General features: G+C 57.4%; 15 protein-coding genes. 9 read left to right on the forward strand and 6 right to left on the reverse strand.

The features are described from left to right. Window positions 1–70: 70 nt before the first annotated feature. The 5 genes from U4960_RS09310 to U4960_RS09330 all read left to right on the forward strand — a co-directional run bounded on the left by U4960_RS09310 (window position 71) and on the right by U4960_RS09330 (window position 8114). Window positions 71–3067: a type I restriction endonuclease subunit R gene (locus U4960_RS09310; protein ID WP_324260372.1), complete on the forward strand. Its 2997-nt coding sequence runs from the start codon at window positions 71–73 to the stop codon at window positions 3065–3067. Then, a complete protein-coding gene (locus U4960_RS09315) occupies window positions 3057–4283 on the forward strand; it encodes a restriction endonuclease subunit S (protein ID WP_324260373.1) in 1227 nt (408 codons plus the stop codon). The genes U4960_RS09310 and U4960_RS09315 overlap by 11 nt, the downstream gene beginning before the upstream one ends. Beyond that, complete coding sequence (locus U4960_RS09320; protein ID WP_324260374.1) at window positions 4280–5389, forward strand: AAA family ATPase; 1110 nt, start codon at window positions 4280–4282, stop codon at window positions 5387–5389. The genes U4960_RS09315 and U4960_RS09320 overlap by 4 nt, the downstream gene beginning before the upstream one ends. Then, the gene (locus tag U4960_RS09325) at window positions 5386–6723 is read left to right on the forward strand and encodes a type I restriction-modification system subunit M (RefSeq protein WP_324260375.1); all 1338 of its coding nucleotides are present in this window, start codon (window positions 5386–5388) and stop codon (window positions 6721–6723) included. Before U4960_RS09320 ends, U4960_RS09325 begins: the two co-directional genes overlap by 4 nt. A gap of 39 nt (window positions 6724–6762) precedes the next feature. Further along, a protein-coding gene (locus U4960_RS09330; RefSeq protein WP_149036422.1) for an IS3 family transposase occupies window positions 6763–8114 on the forward strand; the annotation gives its coding sequence in 2 pieces (ribosomal slippage) (window positions 6763–7098 and window positions 7101–8114; 1350 coding nt in all). A gap of 222 nt (window positions 8115–8336) precedes the next feature. Here U4960_RS09330 and U4960_RS09335 read toward each other — a convergent pair. Then, complete coding sequence (locus U4960_RS09335) at window positions 8337–8633, reverse strand: DUF1778 domain-containing protein (protein ID WP_324260376.1); 297 nt, start codon at window positions 8631–8633, stop codon at window positions 8337–8339. Window positions 8634–8916: 283 nt separating this feature from the next. On the opposite strand from U4960_RS09335, the gene U4960_RS09340 reads away from it, so the two are divergent. Next, window positions 8917–9159 carry a hypothetical protein gene (locus U4960_RS09340; protein ID WP_324260377.1) on the forward strand — a complete coding sequence of 81 codons (243 nt, stop codon included), beginning with the start codon at window positions 8917–8919 and terminating at the stop codon, window positions 9157–9159. Window positions 9160–9515: 356 nt separating this feature from the next. Further along, window positions 9516–9689, forward strand: coding sequence for a hypothetical protein (locus tag U4960_RS09345; RefSeq protein ID WP_324260378.1), 174 nt, complete (start codon window positions 9516–9518; stop codon window positions 9687–9689). On the opposite strand, the gene U4960_RS09350 is transcribed toward U4960_RS09345, so the two are convergent. Genes U4960_RS09350 through U4960_RS09360 form a run of 3 tightly spaced genes read right to left on the reverse strand, consistent with a single transcriptional unit; the run spans window position 9686 to window position 11612 of the window. Beyond that, window positions 9686–10156, reverse strand: a complete 471-nt coding sequence (locus U4960_RS09350; protein WP_324260379.1) for a hypothetical protein — start codon at window positions 10154–10156, stop codon at window positions 9686–9688. The two genes, U4960_RS09345 and U4960_RS09350, sit on opposite strands and share 4 nt — an antisense overlap. Window positions 10157–10165: 9 nt before the next feature. Further along, complete coding sequence (locus tag U4960_RS09355; RefSeq protein ID WP_324260380.1) at window positions 10166–11284, reverse strand: HigA family addiction module antitoxin; 1119 nt, start codon at window positions 11282–11284, stop codon at window positions 10166–10168. A 31-nt stretch (window positions 11285–11315) separates the two neighbouring features. After that, on the reverse strand, window positions 11316–11612 hold the full coding sequence (locus U4960_RS09360; RefSeq protein WP_324260381.1) for a type II toxin-antitoxin system RelE/ParE family toxin: 297 nt from the start codon (window positions 11610–11612) through the stop codon (window positions 11316–11318). Window positions 11613–11723: 111 nt separating this feature from the next. Between U4960_RS09360 and U4960_RS09365 the strand changes: the two genes are divergently transcribed. Then, complete coding sequence (locus U4960_RS09365) at window positions 11724–12608, forward strand: helix-turn-helix domain-containing protein (protein WP_324260382.1); 885 nt, start codon at window positions 11724–11726, stop codon at window positions 12606–12608. Here U4960_RS09365 and U4960_RS09370 read toward each other — a convergent pair. Both U4960_RS09370 and U4960_RS09375 read right to left on the reverse strand, forming a co-directional pair. Continuing rightward, window positions 12593–13921, reverse strand: coding sequence for a tyrosine-type recombinase/integrase (locus tag U4960_RS09370; RefSeq protein WP_324260383.1), 1329 nt, complete (start codon window positions 13919–13921; stop codon window positions 12593–12595). The genes U4960_RS09365 and U4960_RS09370 overlap by 16 nt on opposite strands. Window positions 13922–14214: 293 nt before the next feature. Beyond that, on the reverse strand, window positions 14215–15282 hold the full coding sequence (locus tag U4960_RS09375; RefSeq protein ID WP_324260384.1) for a HAMP domain-containing sensor histidine kinase: 1068 nt from the start codon (window positions 15280–15282) through the stop codon (window positions 14215–14217). A 174-nt stretch (window positions 15283–15456) separates the two neighbouring features. Here U4960_RS09375 and U4960_RS09380 point away from each other — a divergent pair, with 174 nt between their 5' ends. Next, window positions 15457–17451: a fibronectin type III domain-containing protein gene (locus U4960_RS09380; protein WP_324260385.1), complete on the forward strand. Its 1995-nt coding sequence runs from the start codon at window positions 15457–15459 to the stop codon at window positions 17449–17451. The last annotated feature ends 55 nt before the right edge of the window (window positions 17452–17506 follow it).

Genomic DNA, 17506 nt, shown 5'->3' on the forward strand with positions numbered 1-17506 from the left:
GAAAGACATTAAGCAGTGTACTGTCTCCGAATAGAAAGTCGCACGTGAACGAGCATCTCGGATTGGACCGATGACGACAGCCGAAAGTACCATTGAACGGGAACTGATTTCCAAGCTTGAAGAGCTCAAATACGAATATCGCCCAGATATCCGTGACCGGGCGGCGCTGGAGCAAAACTTTCGCCAGAAGTTCGAAGCCCTCAACCGTGTCCGCCTCACCGACACCGAATTTCAGCGTCTGCTGGAGAGCATCACCACACCCGACGTGTTCGCCGCCGCCAACATCCTGCGCGGGTACAGCAGCTTTGAGCGCGATGATGGCACACCGCTCAACTACACCTTGGTCAACATCAAGGATTGGTGCAAAAACACCTTCGAGGTGGTCAACCAGCTCCGCATCAACACGGATAACAGCCACCATCGCTATGACGTGATCCTGCTCATCAACGGCGTGCCTGCCGTGCAGATCGAGCTGAAGACGATGGCCGTCAGCCCCCGCCGCGCCATGCAGCAGATCGTCGATTACAAGACCGATCCGGGCAATGGATATGGCAAAACCCTGCTTTGCTTCATCCAGATTTTCGTCGTCAGCAACCGCACCGACACCTGGTATTTCGCCAACAACAACGCGCGCCAGTTCAGCTTCAATGCCGATGAGCGGTTCCTGCCGATCTATCAGTTCGCCAGCGAGGATAACAAGAAGGTCACGCATCTCGACAGCTTTGCCGAGAAATTCCTGGCGAAGTGCACGCTTGGCCAGATGGTCAGCCGCTACATGGTGCTGGTCGCCAGCGAGCAGAAGCTGATGATGATGCGGCCCTACCAAATCTATGCCGTAAAGGCGATTGTGGAGTGTATCCACCAGAACTGCGGTAACGGCTATGTCTGGCACACCACCGGCAGCGGGAAGACGCTGACATCCTTCAAGGCCTCTACCTTGCTCAAGGATAACGATGACATCGCCAAATGCCTGTTCGTCGTAGACCGGAAGGACCTTGACCGGCAGACGCGGGAGGAATTCAACCGCTTTCAGGAAGGCTGCGTTGAGGAAAACACCAACACCGAAACTTTGGTGCGCCGCCTGTTATCGGACGACCGGGCCGACAAGGTCATTGTCACCACCATCCAGAAGCTGGGCTTGGCGCTCGACGATACCAATCGCCGCCAGTTCAACAAGACCCAGACCTACAAGGAACGGTTGGAGCCGCTGCGTGACGAGCGCATCGCGATCATTTTCGACGAATGCCACCGCTCGCAGTTCGGGGACAATCACAAGGCCATCAAGGAGTTCTTCCCCAAAGCCCAGCTTTTCGGGTTCACCGGCACGCCCATTTTTGAGCAGAACGCCAGCTATCAGCAGGTTGAGGGCGAACAGGGCAGCTATCGGACCACGGACGACCTGTTCCAGCGCAGCCTGCACCAATACACCATTACCCACGCCATTGAGGACCGCAACGTCCTGCGGTTCCACATCGACTACTATAAGCCTGAAGGGGAAAAGCTGCCCAAGCCCGGCGAGGCGTTGAAAAAAGAGAAGGTCATCGAAACGATCCTGGCCAAGCACAACGCCGCCACCGCCAGCCGCAAATTCAATGCCGTGCTGGCCACCAGCTCGATCAACGATGCCATCGATTACTATGAAAAGTTCGCGAAGATTCAGGCGCAGCGCCAAGCTGCCGATCCAGAGTTTCAGCCCCTGAAAATTTCCTGCGTCTTTTCACCGCCCGCCGAAGGCAACAAGGACGTGCAGCAGATTCAGGAAGATCTGCCGCAGGAAAAGGCCGACAATGCCCAGGACCCGGAAGCCAAGAAGGCCGCGCTGAAGGCGATCATCAGCGATTACAACGACCGTTACGGCACCAATCACAAGATTGGCGAGTTCGACCTGTATTATCAGGACGTGCAAAAGCGCATCAAGGATCAGCAATTCCCCAATGCCGATTTGCCGCACAAGGGCGCGGAGAAGATCGACATTGTCATCGTGGTGGACATGCTGCTGACCGGCTTTGATTCCAAGTTCCTGAACACGCTCTACGTGGACAAGAATCTGAAGCACCACGGGCTGATTCAGGCATTTTCGCGCACCAACCGCGTGCTGAATGACACCAAGCCTTATGGCAACATCCTCGATTTCCGGCAGCAGCAGGCGGCGGTGGAAGAGGCGATTGCCCTTTTTTCCGGCGAGAAGATCGATAATCCCAAGCAAATCTGGCTGGTCGATCCCGCGCCCAAGGTGATCGAGAATCTGCAAAACGCCATGCAGACGCTGGGCGCGTTCATGGAATCGCAGGGTCTGTCCAACGCGCCGGAAGACGTGCCCAACTTGAAGGGCGATGCCGCGCGCGGGCAGTTCATTACCTTGTTCAAGGAAGTGCAGCGCCTGAAGACCCAGCTCGATCAATACACCGATCTGAGCGAGGAGCAGGCGGAAGCGATTGGCCAGGCTGTGCCGACCGATGCCTTGCAGGGCTTCCGCAGCATGTATCTGGAAACCGCCAAGCGGCTGAAGGAAAAGCAGGACAAACCCGGCGGCGCAGACGATCCGGTGGTGGAGCAGCTCGATTTTGAGTTCGTGCTCTTCGCCTCTGCCGTCATTGATTATGACTACATCATGGGGCTGATTGCCCGCTATACGCAGAACTTGCCCGGCAAGATGAAGATGAGCCGCGAGCAGCTAATTGGCCTGATCCAGTCCGATGCCAAGTTCATCGACGAGCGCGAGGATATTGCCGAGTATATTCGCGGCCTGTCCGCGGATCAGCCGCTGGACGAAAAGGAAATCCGGGCCGGTTACGAACGGTTCAAGGCCGCGAAGAAGGTGCAGGCGCTGACAGCGATTGCCGAGAAGCACCGGGTGGACGCGGCAGCGCTGCAAGCCTTTGTCGACGTCGTGCTGCGCCGCCGGATTTTCGATGGCGATGGTCTCAGCGATCTAATGGCCCCGCTGGAGCTTGGCTGGAAAGCGAGGACAGAGGCCGAACTGGCTCTGGTGGAAGACCTTGCCCCCTTGCTCCACAAGCTGGCCCAAGGCCGCGAGATTTCGGGGCTGAGCGCATATGAACAGTAAGGGCGCGGGCGCGGTGACGGGCGAGCAGGATCGGAAGGGCGGGTTTTTGCCGAAGCTGCGTTTTCCGGAATTCAGTGGTGATTGGAATCCAACGGAACTGACGCCCTATCTGAAGGAACATAGCGAGCGTGTTCCTTCGTCAACAAGCGTACCGATTTACAGCTCTACCCGGTCTGGGCTTAAGCCCCAGAATGAGTATTTCGACGGGGTAAATCTGGCCAATGATGGCGAATATCGTATTGTCCCAGAGGGTTATTTCACCTTTCGACATATGAGCGACGACGGTACGTTCAAGTTCAATGTGAATAACACGTCGAGTGCCATCGCCGTGAGCAAGGAGTATCCCGTTTTCACGGCAGTCGGCCTATCTGCTGAGTTCCTGCTGTATATTCTGAACAATAGCGCTGATTTCGCTCGATTTGCATTGATGCAGAAAAAGGGCGGGACCAGAACAAGGCTATATTTAAGCACTCTGCGAACGTGGACGCCGTTGCTCCCCTCCATTGGCGAACAGAAGAAAATCGCCGATTGCCTGTCGTCTATCGATGCGCTGATTGCCGCCGAGGCGGAGAAGCTGGAGGCGCTGAAGGACCACAAAAAGGGCCTGATGCAGCATCTTTTCCCCGCCCCCGGCGAAACCACCCCCCGCCTCCGCTTCCCCGAATTTCGGGACGCGGCAGATTGGCACGACAAGCCGCTCGATGCAGTTTGTGAAATGAAGGCTGGGAAGTTCGTGGCAGCAGCGGATATCTCTGAACAACCAAAAGATGGCCTCCACCCCTGTTATGGGGGGAATGGATTGCGTGGTTACACGCGGACGTACACTCATTCAGGACAGTTCTCGCTCATTGGCCGCCAGGGAGCGCTATGCGGCAACGTTAATTTTGTGATGGGTGAATTTCACGCTACCGAACATGCCATTGTCACTAAGCCTAAAGCGGGGATTCTGGGCGACTGGCTCTATCACGCGCTTGTGCGTCTGAACTTGAATGATTTCGCTACTGGTCAGGCTCAGCCCGGCTTGTCGGTTGATGTGCTAGAAAAGGTTTTGTGTCCGACCCCTCGAGACGAGCATGAACAGCAGCTTATTGCTACGTGCATGTCCTCTGCTGATAGCGTGATCGCCGCACAAGCTGACAGGGTCGCGGCGCTAAGAGTCCACAAGAGTGGCCTGATGCAACAGTTTTTCCCATCTCAAGATAAGACCGAAGCATGAGCCACCTAGACATCGCAACAGAAATTCGAGACGCAAAAGAACAAATTTTCGTGGTCTACGCGTTCAACGCCACAGGTAAGACGCGGCTATCCGTAGCCTACAAGGACGTCACTAAGGAGGAAAGCGGATCTCATACTGGCGTCTACTATAATGCCTATAGCGAAGATATTTTCATGTGGCAGAACGATTCGGCGAACGAGGGTGCCCCGATTCAACTAGACATTCGGAAAAGTAGCTTGAATAAATTTCACGCTTCGCTTTCCGAGGACGATATTCGTAATAAATTAAACAGATACAAACCAAGCTATCGGTTTGAGTTCATAAATTACGAAAATCCCGAGGATGGTATTCAATCTATACTGTTCTTTTATGAGGAGGCTGATCCTGACGATCCAAATAGCATATCTAAGATTCCTATAAAAATTTCCAGAGGTGAAGAAAGAATTTTTATTTGGTGTTTCTTTCTTGCACTGTTTGAGGTTGAAGGTTGGGCGGACAGGCAATCATCCCACTTTTTCATAGATGATCCAGTTTCCAGCTTGGATGATCATAATATATTCATTACCGCCTCGACATTGTTTGATCTGATCGAAGAAAATTTCGAGAAGCGAAAGCTGATCATAACAACTCACCATATTGGTTTCTTTGCCATTCTGGCCGACTGGCTGACAAAAGGAGAGAAGGCTAGCAAGTTCAAGAAGCTAGCAAAGGTATGCATGTTGAGCGCGAAGGATGGAGAAATTTCTCTAGAAAAGAGCACCAATGACGTATTTCTATATCATTTGCGCCTACTTCAACTGCTAGAGCAAGCACAAGCAAGCAATCAGGTGAAGGCCTTTCATTTTGCCTTGCTACGGCAAGCACTTGAAAACATTGCATCCTTCTTGGGGGTTGGCCAATTTGGATACGTGCTTCGACAAATTGGAATTGATGATGATGCGAAATTGGCCAACATCATAAATACCCTTTCTCACAAGAAAGTATATTATTTCGAGAGCGACGAGCTAAATCCGGACAATAGAGATATGTTCGATGAAGTCTTTAACAGGCTCAAGGAAAGGTACAATTTTGTCCTCCATGCACCCAAGCAGGTAGCCGTCCAATGACCGACCAAGACCAAAAGCAACTGGGAAGGACGCTTTGGACCATCGCCGACACATTGCGCGGGGCGATGAACGCGGATGACTTCCGCGATTATATGTTGGCGTTCCTGTTCCTGCGCTACCTGTCGGACAACTACGAAATAGCATCCGCGAAGGAACTGGGTTCGGACTATCCCAAGCTGAAATTCGAAGACAAGCGCACGCCTCTTTCGATCTGGTATGCGGAAAATCCCGAGGACACGGCAGCTTTTGAAAAGCAGATGCGCCGCAAGGTGCATTATGTCATCCGCCCGGAATATCTCTGGACCAGCATCGCGGAGCTTGCGCGGAAGCAAGACGTAGAGCTGCTCGACACCCTTCAGAAGGGGTTGGAGTATATCGAGACGGAATCCTTCGCCAGCACGTTCCGGGGCCTGTTTTCGGAAATCAATTTGGCGTCGGACAAGCTCGGCAAGGTCTATGCCGAGCGCAATGCCACCCTATGCAAAATCATTACCGAGATCGCCAAGGGGCTGAGGGAGTTTTCGACCGACAGCGATACGCTGGGCGATGCCTATGAATATCTGATTGGCCAGTTCGCCGCAGGCTCTGGCAAGAAGGCGGGGGAATTCTACACCCCGCAGTTCGTGTCTGACATCCTATCGCAGATCGTCACGCTGGACGGGCAGGAGCCAGCCACCGGCCCGCGCGTCCACATGGACAGCCTGATGGATTTCGCCTGCGGCTCGGGCTCGCTGCTGCTCAACGTGCGCCACCGGATGGGCACGCACGGGATCGGCAAGATTTTTGGGCAGGAAAAGAACATCACCACCTACAACCTGGCGCGCATGAATATGCTGCTGCACGGGGTGAAGGATACCGAGTTCGAGATTTTCCACGGCGACACGCTGACCAATGACTGGGACATCTTGCGCGAAACGAACCCGGCCAAGATGCCGCGTTTCGATGCCGTGGTCGCCAACCCGCCGTTCAGCTATCGCTGGGACCCAACTGAAGCGCTGGGTGAGGACGTGCGGTTCAAGAACTACGGCCTTGCGCCAAAGTCCGCCGCCGACTTTGCTTTTCTGTTGCATGGCTTCCACTACCTCAAGGCCGATGGCGTCATGGCCATCATCCTGCCCCATGGCGTGCTGTTCCGGGGCGGCAAGGAAGCTGAAATCCGCAGGAAGCTGCTCCAGGACGGCCATATCGACACCGTCATCGGTCTGCCCGCCAACCTGTTCTATTCCACCGGCATCCCTGTGTGCATCCTGGTGCTGAAGAAGTGCAAGAAGCCTGATGACGTGCTGTTTGTCCCCCGTCAGCACCTATGGCACAGATTAGAGGTTGTGATTTAAGGAGGATTTGGGCTTCGTCGTAGTGACGAAGGAACGAAGATGAAGCCCAAATCCTCAAAGCCCAAATTGCCTGCCGAGCAGGTGGTGAAGGACATCCGCCGCAAGACCCGTCGGCATTTCTCTGCTGAAGACAAGATCCGCATCGTGCTCGATGGCCTACGCGGCGATGACTCCATTGCCGAGCTGTGCCGCCGTGAAGGGATCGCACAGAGCCTGTATTACACCTGGTCCAAGGAGTTCATGGAGGCCGGCAAGCGCAGGCTTGCTGGCGATACAGCCCGTGCTGCTACCACCGACGAGGTAAAGGATCTGCGCCGTGAAGCGCGCGATCTGAAGGAATGCGTGGCGGACCTGACGCTGGAGAACCGTCTGCTCAAAAAAAGCATGATCGCGGATGGGGGAGACGACGAATGAGGTATCCCGCATCCGAGAAGCTGGAGATCATCAGGATCGTCGAGCAGTCGCACCTGCCCGCCAAGCGTACGCTGGACCAGCTCGGCGTGGCACGGCGGACCTTCTATCGCTGGTATGACCGCTACCTCGAAGGTGGGCCGGAGGCGCTCCAGGACCGTCCTTCAGCGCCGAGCCGGGTGTGGAACCGTATTGGGCCCGAGGTGCAGGACCAGATCGTCGAGATGGCTCTGGAGCAGACCGATCTCAGTCCCCGCGAGCTGGCGGTGCGCTTCACCGACGAGAAGCGCTACTTCGTGTCCGAAGCCACGGTTTACCGGCTGCTGAAGGCCCATGATCTGATCACCAGCCCGGCCTACACGGTGATCAAGGCGGCAGAGGCGTTCCACACGCAGACCTCTCGACCCAATGAGATGTGGCAGACGGATTTTACCTACTTCAAGATCATCGGATGGGGCTGGGTCTATCTCTCGACCGTGCTCGACGATTACTCACGCTACATCATCGCCTGGAAGCTCTGCACCACCATGCGAGCCGAGGACGTCACTGACACGCTCGATATGGCGCTGGCAGCTTCAGGCTGCAACCACGCCAACGTGCTGCACAGGCCCCGCCTGCTGTCGGACAATGGCCCCAGCTACATTGCCGGGGAACTAGCCGAATACATCGAGGCAAACAGGATGAGCCATGTGCGCGGCGCTCCCTTCCATCCGCAGACGCAGGGCAAGATCGAACGCTGGCACCAGACCCTGAAGAACCGCGTGCTGCTGGAAAACTACTTCCTGCCCGGCGATCTCCAACAGCAGATCGAGGCCTTCGTCGAGCACTATAACCACCAGCGCTACCACGAGAGCCTGGACAATGTGACACCCGCCGATGCCTACTTCGGCAGGGCTGCCGCCATCATCAAACGAAGAGAAAGGATCAAGCGAAAGACACTCGAACATCGGCGCTTGCAACACTGCAAGCTCGCCGCCTAAACATCAATCCGAGACGAGGCCCACACTCCGCTGATCTACGCCGCGAGTTGTGCCAAATGTTCTGACGACGGACACCACCATGACCGCGGTGAAACCCTTCTTCTGGTTCGAGAGCGCACGGGTGCGCAGCCAGTTGTCGAGCGACGGCTTGCCGCAAGAAAATGACGTAAGATCGTGCGCTTCGCTGAGCGGCTCGGGTGCGGAGATTGGCACGGCGCCGGCCTATTCGGCAGCAGGCTTTGATTCCCACGGAGCAGGCCGATTCAGCAACTCGACCATTTCCGGCACGGGCTTCGCCGGGCGGTCGAGCATGTCGACGAAGGCGGCGAAACCTTCGGGCGACATGCGAATGAGCGTGTTCTCCATGATCACCTCTTCTGCCGTACGCACCGCCGCATCGCGCATGAATTCGGTGCGTGACCGCCCCCGCAGGCTCGCCGCGCGGTCGATGATCGCAATGTCGGCATCGGCAAGCCGCATCGAAAGCGGATGATCCTTGCGCTGTGTCGCGTGAGCCATGGTCAATCTCCTTGAGGCTGATCTAGCGCAATGTATCGCATTTTGCAATACGGAGTCAGTGTTGATGGCCGGTCTGGGAGACGGCAGTGCCCCGCCCTTCCCTTTGGTGTGGCGACTTCGTTTTTGCACCCGCACTGGCCGCGCGCGGTCGAGGGTCAATGTCCGGCCCGCGCCGGTTCCCCGGCCTTCGCCGGGGTCACCCGTGTAGGACATGACCCTGCGACCTGTGCCGCGCGGCCTTTCTGTTCGGTGCAACGCGCCACCAACACGAAAGGAACATCTCATGGCCCGCACGTCCCAAGCACCCGCCCCTGCAACCGCGCCCGAGCCCAAGGCTCCGGATTTCATCGCCTGGCATGTCAGCAATCGCGGCGACAAGGCCTTCTGGACCAAAGTCGGAGCCGCATGGTTCCACCGCGACCGCAAGGGCTTGTCGCTCCAGCTTGAGGTCGTGCCGATCAATGGCCGGATCGTCCTGCGGACCCCGCTCGACGATGAGAGCAAGGAGGTGCAACCGGGCGCTTAGCGCCCGGCGATGCCGCTTACCAGACTTGGCGAGGGGCATTGGGTTCAGTTTGAATTCTAGCCTGCAATCATGGCGGATTGTTGCTATACTAGGGACATGACCGCAAAAGATCGATGGGAAATGAACCTAGCCTGCCCCGAGTGCGGAGCGTTAGGCACGGCTGACGTGTTTCAATATGATGGTTGGTCGTTCAGCAGTGACAGCCGAACTCATGTGTCGTCGGTGTCGCAGGGATTCAGAATTCATGGTGCAAGGAATGATCGCGAGCAAGACAGGGTTTTCTGCGAAAAATGTGAAGTCCAAGTCAAATGACTAATCCTAAGCGCCCACGTGATGCGAGCCAGCTTGCGAAGCTGATGGTCGATATCGCGACTGGCGAAAAAGCCGGCGAGGAACTGACACCTACACAGGAAAGGGCTTCAAAGGGCGGGCAAAAAGGCGGAAAGGCCCGCGCTCGCGCGCTTTCACCAGCCGAGCGGTCAGAAATTGCCAGCATCGCCGCACAAGCGCGCTGGAAGAAGACCAGCTAAGCAGCTCGCTTCCCATCCCAGAACCGGCGCTCCTCAACGTCATCGCGAAAATCGAGTAGCATCGGAAGCGGGGGCTGATCGGGGTTCTGGTCGTTGTAGACTTCAACGTCCGTCGCAAGCTGAACGCAGTCGCCGACGATCTGCTGTCTGCGCTGAATAAAAGCCTTCTGCATATGATCACGCGGAGCATGGCCCAAAATGGCCCAGAACGTGTGCTGCACGCCCCCTTTGGTGACGCGAACAGCGTGGTTCTTGCGATAACGACGCCCCAACCTGTCAGTCGCATATTCCTCGCGAAGCGCCCGCGACATGTCGTCTGCCAACTTGTCGAACGGGTCAGGGGCCGGAACTTCGATCATCCCTCGCTGTGCACCCCAGACCACTGCATCGCGCGGACGGGCGGGGAGATACCCGTGCTCCTTCTCGTATTCGTGCCAAATGTGCTGCAACTGCTCATTGTAAGTCATCGTAAACTCCTAAAGCGCGACAGGCGCTGGTTCACCCCAGCCGTCCACGACAGCATAGGGTGCGATATGATGGCGAACCTTCACTTTAAGACGTGCCAAATACTCAGGCCGATCTAATCGACGCTGCACTTGGCCCGTAACGATGCCCGGATGCCGCCCAATGCGACGGGCGAATCCAACAATATCCTTCTCAGAAATATAAGGCGCCTTCCGCATAATGAAGGAATCCAACTGAACTTTTGGAACGCAGAAATCCGCCGCCTCAGCGTTCGCCTTTAATTCGCAAGGCGGAAGCCCGTCATTTTCAAGCTTCAGGTCAATATCGACTTCAATCTCTTCGTCGGGAATACCCTTCCCATCACCATTGAGGACATGTTCAATTTCATGGCGCAAGACGAACCAGAAATTATCAATGCGATCAAAGCGAGTGCTCATGCCGATCACCGGTGAATTGTCATCAAGCCAAAAGCAGACGCCGTCGATCAAGGCTTTGGGCAACGTCTCGACAATCGCGAAGCGCACACCGCATTCAGCCAAGATGCGGGGCACATGGCGAACTTCTTCGGGATCCATCATGTGCCGAGGCAAAAGTTCGCCGACTGCTTCTCTAAGCCTCCGCTCCGAATACGGTGCCAATACCATTTCAGAACAAATCTGCTTTACGCGGAACAGCCACGCCAGCTGCGCCATGTTGGCCGGTTCATCGTAGCTTTTCTTCTTTGCAGCATGAGCGAGACCAGGAATGTCCCGGACATCGTTCTTCCGGAAGAATCGCATCAGCTGCGCTTCAAGAAGGGGAACAGGAGTATCCTCCAACCAGCCGCGCTTGATCATTTCTCGAACAGGGTAAGCACTCTGGAAGAGAGCCCTTTTCGCGATGCTCGGGTCTGGCGCACTTGCGCGAGACATCTCATAAGCATTCTGCAAGTTCGAGAAGAAAATGGGCGATACATCGAAGGCCTCCCCCAATGCCTTCGCCATCTCCGGGCTGATGCCCCTCTTGCCGGAGATGATCATATTGATCCCCTGTTCGGGGACGCCCAGAATGTATGCGAGATCGCGCTGGAGCCACCCACGTGCCTCCAGCTCTTCCGCGATAAACTCTCCGGGATGGGGAACGTCGGTCAAGCAAGCTGCGCTAGTCATGGCCCGGCCCTCCTCAGTGTGTGTCGTCAATTTCCAAAATCCTAATCGCTGGTGGTCTCTCGTCTTCAAGCAGTTCAAACACGATGCGGTATTGATCGTTGATCCGAACTGACCTTTGACCCTCCCTGTCTCCGCTGAGTTTCTTGTAGTTCAGCGACTTCCAGTTCCGCAGCGTCCGCTCATCGGGCGCTTGCTCCATGAGGATGAGTTTCCTCTGCGCTTGGCGGATAACAGCGATGGGCAGCCCGAGCTTGTGGGCCTCAGGTGTGCATATCCGTGATAACCGCTCATCGGCATATTCAATCCTCATGTGGATACACGGTATAGACAGGACGAAGGAAAGTCAACAGGCGACTGAACGCTATGCGTTAAACTGACCCTTTATGCTTGTCTTAATGCGGAGGGTCAGTATGGTGGCCGAATGAACAAGCTGACCATCGAACAGCGCACCCAGGTTCTCCAACTCCTCTGCGAGGGAATGAGCATTCGCGCCGTTAGTCGCCTCACTGGCGCCAGCAAAAACACCATCGCCAAGCTGCTCGTTGATGCAGGTAGGGCTTGCGCTGCCTATCATGACGCCCACGTTCGCAACGTGAAGGCGACGCGAGTGCAGGTCGATGAAATCTGGTCGTTCACCTACGCCAAGCAGAAGAACGTCGCGTTGGCCAATTACGCACCGGAAGGCGCTGGCGACACGTGGACTTGGACCGCCGTCGACGCGGACAGCAAGATGATCCTGTCTTACCTCGTGGGCGGTCGCGATAGCGAATACGCGATGGGGTTCATGGACGATCTGGCTTTGCGCCTTGCTCACCGGGGCCAACTGACCGTTGATAGCGACAAGGCGTATTTTGAGGCGGTCGAAGGTGCGTGTGGCTGCGACGTTGACTATGCGCAGCTTGTGAAAATGTATGGCCCCGCGATCACAGCACCGGGGCGCTACAGTCCCGCCGAATGCACTGGTATTGGCAAGCGCAAGGTGGAAGCTCACCCCGACGCTGACTACGAATCGACCAGTTACGTTGAGCGCCAGAACCTGGCCATGCGCATAGACATGCGCCGCTTCACCCGCCTGACCAACGCTTTCTCAAAGAAGGTCGAAAACCACGTTCACGCGGTCGCGCTGCACGTGATGTATTACAACTTCGTCCGCATCCATACGGCGCTGCGCGTTACTCCCGCTATGGCTGCTGACGTTGCTGACCGCCTTTGGGAGATTGGTGACATCGCGTTGCTTGTAGAACAGGCCGAGGTGAAACCCAGCAACCGTGGTCCCTATGGAACGAAGGGTCAGATTTTAAACTGACCCACTACCTGTAGTTCCATTCGCGAACCCGCCCGCGCCGCCGCCTCACGTTCGATCATTGCGGCCCAGTCGAGCATCACCTGCTTACGCCGGTCGAACAGCTCGGACTTGTTGTAAATCCGCATGATCTTTGAGGTGGTGGCAGTGGCGACGTGGTTCAGGATGCGATCCGCTACTGCAATATCTACGCCGAGAACCTCCGATGCCAATGTGCTGAATGTGGTGCGAAGATCATGGATGGTCCAGTGCTCCATGTCGACCGGCTCCCGCCCAGCCTTCTTTGCAGCAGCAATCCGCCTTTCGCGGATGATCCGGTCAAGCCGCCGCTTGGCCTTGGCATAGCCGGACACCGAGGTATCGCCAGTCATGCTGAAAACGAACGGGCTGTTCTTCGGACGATCTGACGCGGCCAGCGCATCGTTGATCAGCGACACGGCAAGCGGCGATAGCGGGACCCGAAGTGAGTTCCCGCTCTTGGTTCTGTGACCCGGCAAGGTCCAGACTGCGTTATCGGGATCACCATCGGCGGCGAGGTCAAGCTCGGTAACCGGCATCGCGGCCACTTCCTCGCGGCGCATGGGCACCACGATCAGCAAGCGATAGAGCTGACCAAAGGGATAACCGAGCTCTCCCATGGCATCCCAGATTTCCAGCAGCTCATCGAGCGAATGGAAACGGTCGCGGGTACGCTCCTTGGCGGGCTTCTTGATATTCGCCGCCGGATTGGCCTCCAAAATTTCCTGATCGACACACCAGTTCATGAAGGCCTTCACATATGCCAGGTTGCGGTTCGCAGCCATGGGGGCCTTCTCCGCATGTTTGCGCACGGCATCCACTATGTCGGACCGTGTGATCGATGTGATGTCTTTCGAACTGAATTGCTTCAGCACCCCGGACTTTCCGTCGAGGGCGCGGCGGCATTGCGAACCGCGGCGCAGTTGCGAGAGCTTCAGGCGTTCGTAATCGTCAAGCACATCAGAGAGTTTGCGCTGCATTCGCGCCGCCCGGATTGCTTCGCGCTTCGCCTCTCGCTTCTCCTCGTTGGGATCAACGCCTTCGACAACTTCAATGTGCTTGACCCGTGCTGCCTCTCGCGCGTCCGAAAGGCCCATGCCCGGCCAGGCTCCCAGTTTGATCCGGGTGCGCTTGCCATTGCGCAATCGGGTACAAAGGAGCCATGTGGCCGACCGCTCTCCGGCCCGGATGCGCAACCCCGCAACGCGATCATCAGCGAGCTCCAACTGCTTGCCCTTGACCGTTCGAGCCCGTGTGATCAGTGTCTCGATTGCCTGCCTGTTAAGCGGTTTCACCATAATTCGCGCCAATGCCTTTTCGCTATAGGCTCCATATAGGCTCCACTTTGCGGAAGGACAACGCTCGTCAGGATCGTACCCTGGTGAACGAATTTTGACAGGACGCGATGACTAATATCGACTTTATATCATTATATTAGGTGGCATATCTTCGAACGTTTCTAGACAAATTTAAACAGCTCTGAACATCCCAAAAATGGCCCCCTGATCAAACTCTTAATCAGCGGGTCCTTGGTTCGAGCCCAAGTGCGTCCACCACCTTTTCGACATTCCTGGACGGTAGAGCTGCCATATCAACTGGAAGCGGATACCCGCTGCTTCGGTGGTTGAGCCTGGCCGGCCCTCGTCGCCTCAGCTTGAGCAGTTGGGCGGGCAGCTCTGTCCGGGACAGATCTCAACCCCGGCAGTGTCAACCATGCCACCAGACCCGGCCGGTTGTCATCGAGCGTCAGCCTGCCGTTATGCAGATGCGCAACCGCAGTAACCAGCGCAAGGCCAAGTCCCATCCCCGGAACTGAACGGGCGCGGGAAAGGCGCTGATATTTTGCCAGTGCCTCGTCATGCCGTTCGCGTGGGATACCTTCGCCCCGGTCGGTCACCGAGACGACGACCTGACCGTCCGAGGCCGAAGCGCGCAGCGCGATTTCCTTCCCCGAAAGGCCATATTTGAACGCATTTTCGATCAGATTGGCGATCGCCCGGGTGATCAATCCCTTATTGGCGAAGAGAGGCAATTCCTCCTCGCAATCCATTGTCAGATTGACCCCCTGCACATGCGCCAGGGGAAGATACATCTCGAACAGGCCGCGCAGGACGAGCCCGATGTCGAAATATTCGAAATGCTCCCGCCCGATACCTGCCTTGGCCCGGCTGATTTCCAGCGTATCCTCGATCATTCGCAGCATGAGGGCGACTTCCTGCTCGATCGCATGAAGGCTCCTGTTCACCCCTTCTTCCTCGGCGATCCGGCCGGCTTGCTCCAGGCTCGCGCAAATGCGGGTCAATGGTGATCGCAAGTCATGGGCGAGGCCGTCGGTCATCGTGCGATTCTCTTCGACCAAGGTCTCGATACGCTCGTGAATTCGATTCAGTGATGCTGCCACACAATCGAGCGGATCGAGCGTGAAGTTCCGTGGAGAACGCCGGGACAGGTTGCCATCCGCAATATTCGTCGCCGTATGCGCCACCACATGAACCATCCGGTTGAGGTGGCGGCGAATGACCAGGCTCCCGATTGTGGCAAGGAGCATCGCCAGCAGAAGGGCCACAAGGAACGCCTTTGTCATGGCGGCGCGCACCTCTTCACGGTCATCGAGCAATCCCGAAACCAGGAACTTGTGACCATTGGGCAGCCGCGTCACGGAGACCCCCTGCGCGCTAGACCTGCGAAATGACAATCAGGAGACAAGGCTGTGCGGTTCCAAGCCCGCTTCGCTTCCCGGTCGGGACATTAAGGAAACCTAATGGAACTGACCCAAATCTGACTTCACCCGGAGGTAGCCCGCCGCTTGCTGCACTGCAATACAGGGGTTCCCGTGGTTCGTATCTCCACTCTCATCGTCGGTACTGCTCTTGCCCTCACTGCGCCCGCCCATGCGCATGTCGGCAACCATGCGCCGGAACAGGCCCCCTGGCAGCAAGCAACCGGCTGGCCCGACCGGATCGTGGCCACCATCGACAGCGATCCGGCGACGACCATCAGCGTCAACTGGCGCACAGAGGCTTCGGTGACCGTGACCAAGGCCGAGATCGCCAGGGCCCTGCCCGATGCGCGCTTCGACCAGCTGGCGTCCAGTGTCGTGGCGCACAGCGAAATCATCGATCTGGCGGCAATTGAAAAGGCGGGTGTCCGGATCCCGGTCGAGCACAACGAAGGGCTTCCCGGAGCGGCTTACCATTCTGCGCGCTTTGACGGCCTCGAGCCCGACACGCTCTATGCCTATCGGGTCCAGGGCGCCGAAGGGAAATGGAGCGAGTGGTTTCAGACCCGCACGGCCCCGCGCAAGGGGCTGGTGCGGTTCATCTACCTGGGCGATGCGCAGAATGGACTGGATTCGCACTGGCCGCGTACGATCCGCGCCGCGTTCCAGTCCGCACCTGATGCGCGCTTCATCCTCCATGCCGGCGATCTCGTGAACCGCGGCTCGCGCGATCTGGAATGGGCGCAATGGTTCCGTGCGGGCGGCTTCATCCACGGCATGGTGCAGACCATACCTGTGGCAGGAAACCACGAGTACGAAGCCATCCCCACACCGCTGTTTGGCAAGGACGGGCGCTATTCGATCCGGCAAAATGCCGAAATGGCCCGCAGCTTCGGTTTGTCCTGGATGGTGTCCACCGATCACGGCGGCCCCAATCATTCGCAGATCAACCACGACATTGCCTATCCCGCACTGCTGGAATCCCGCACTGCCGTGCCTGAGGTTCTGCAGTTCTTCGGCATGGAATTCGACACGCCCAATGGCGACCATTCCAGCCTTATCATTCCGCGCAGCGACAGCGAACGCAGCCAGCTGTTCGAGATCGAAAAGGGCTATTCCCGCCGCGATCCGCACCCGGCCGATCCGGCGCGGGACGAACCGGAACGCATGATTGCTGCCCTCAATGCAATGAAGGCGCAGCCGCTGCCGCCGGTCCTGTTTGCCAACCACCCCTCCCGTTCTGCTCCGGAAGCCGGCCAGTATGGCCGCTACGACCCAGCCGAGTTCCGCAACTGGAACGACACCGCCCCCAAGGTTGCGGTGGGCATGGAAGGCGCCCCCGGGCACCAGGCCGGAACGCTCAATCCCGATGGCAGCCCTGATCCGGAAGGACGGCGCGGCGGCTATCGCAAAGTCCCGACCATGGGCGGCTTCGATCCGATGGCCGCGAGAGTTGGCGGCCTGTGGGACTCGATGTTGTCCGAAGGGAGACGTTGGTGGGTAACGGCAACGTCCGATTCGCATCGCCACTGGCGCGAAGGGGGCAGCGACTTCTGGCCGGGTGAATACTCCAAGACCTATGTGCTCGCCAGGCGCGACCACGCTGACATCATGGACGGTCTGCGCCACGGGCGCATGTTCGTGACGACGGGCGACCTGGTGTCCGCAGTCGACGTCAAGGTGACGGGCTTGCGGTCAAACGACATGGCTGCCGGGCTTGGGGACGAACTGGTCATCCGCCCCGGCGAGAATGTCATAGTGGAGATCCGGGTGCGCGATCCGCAAGCGCCAAACAGCGCCGGGCAGACGCCCCAGGTTGCCCGGATCGACCTGATTTCGGGCCTTCTTACCGGCCCGGTCGCCGATCGCGACACTGATCAGGCACCAGCCACCCAGGTGCTTCACCGGTTCACCCCTGCGGACTGGCGAAAGGATGGCGAAGACCTGATCATGCGCCACAGCATCAGCAATGTGCGCTCGCCGCTGTACCTGCGGGTGCGGGGCACCAATACCGCTGAACTGGAGCCGTCAGAAGATCCGGCGGGCGAAGATCCGTGGGGCGACCTCTGGTTTTACGCCAACCCGACGTTCGTAACGCTGCGTCCCTGACGCTGACCACAGGGACTTGCAGCTGCCGGCCAGTCCCCCCCATCCGGCACAAAGA

This window comes from Altererythrobacter sp. H2 (genome assembly GCF_035319885.1).
GTDB lineage: Bacteria > Pseudomonadota > Alphaproteobacteria > Sphingomonadales > Sphingomonadaceae > 34-65-8.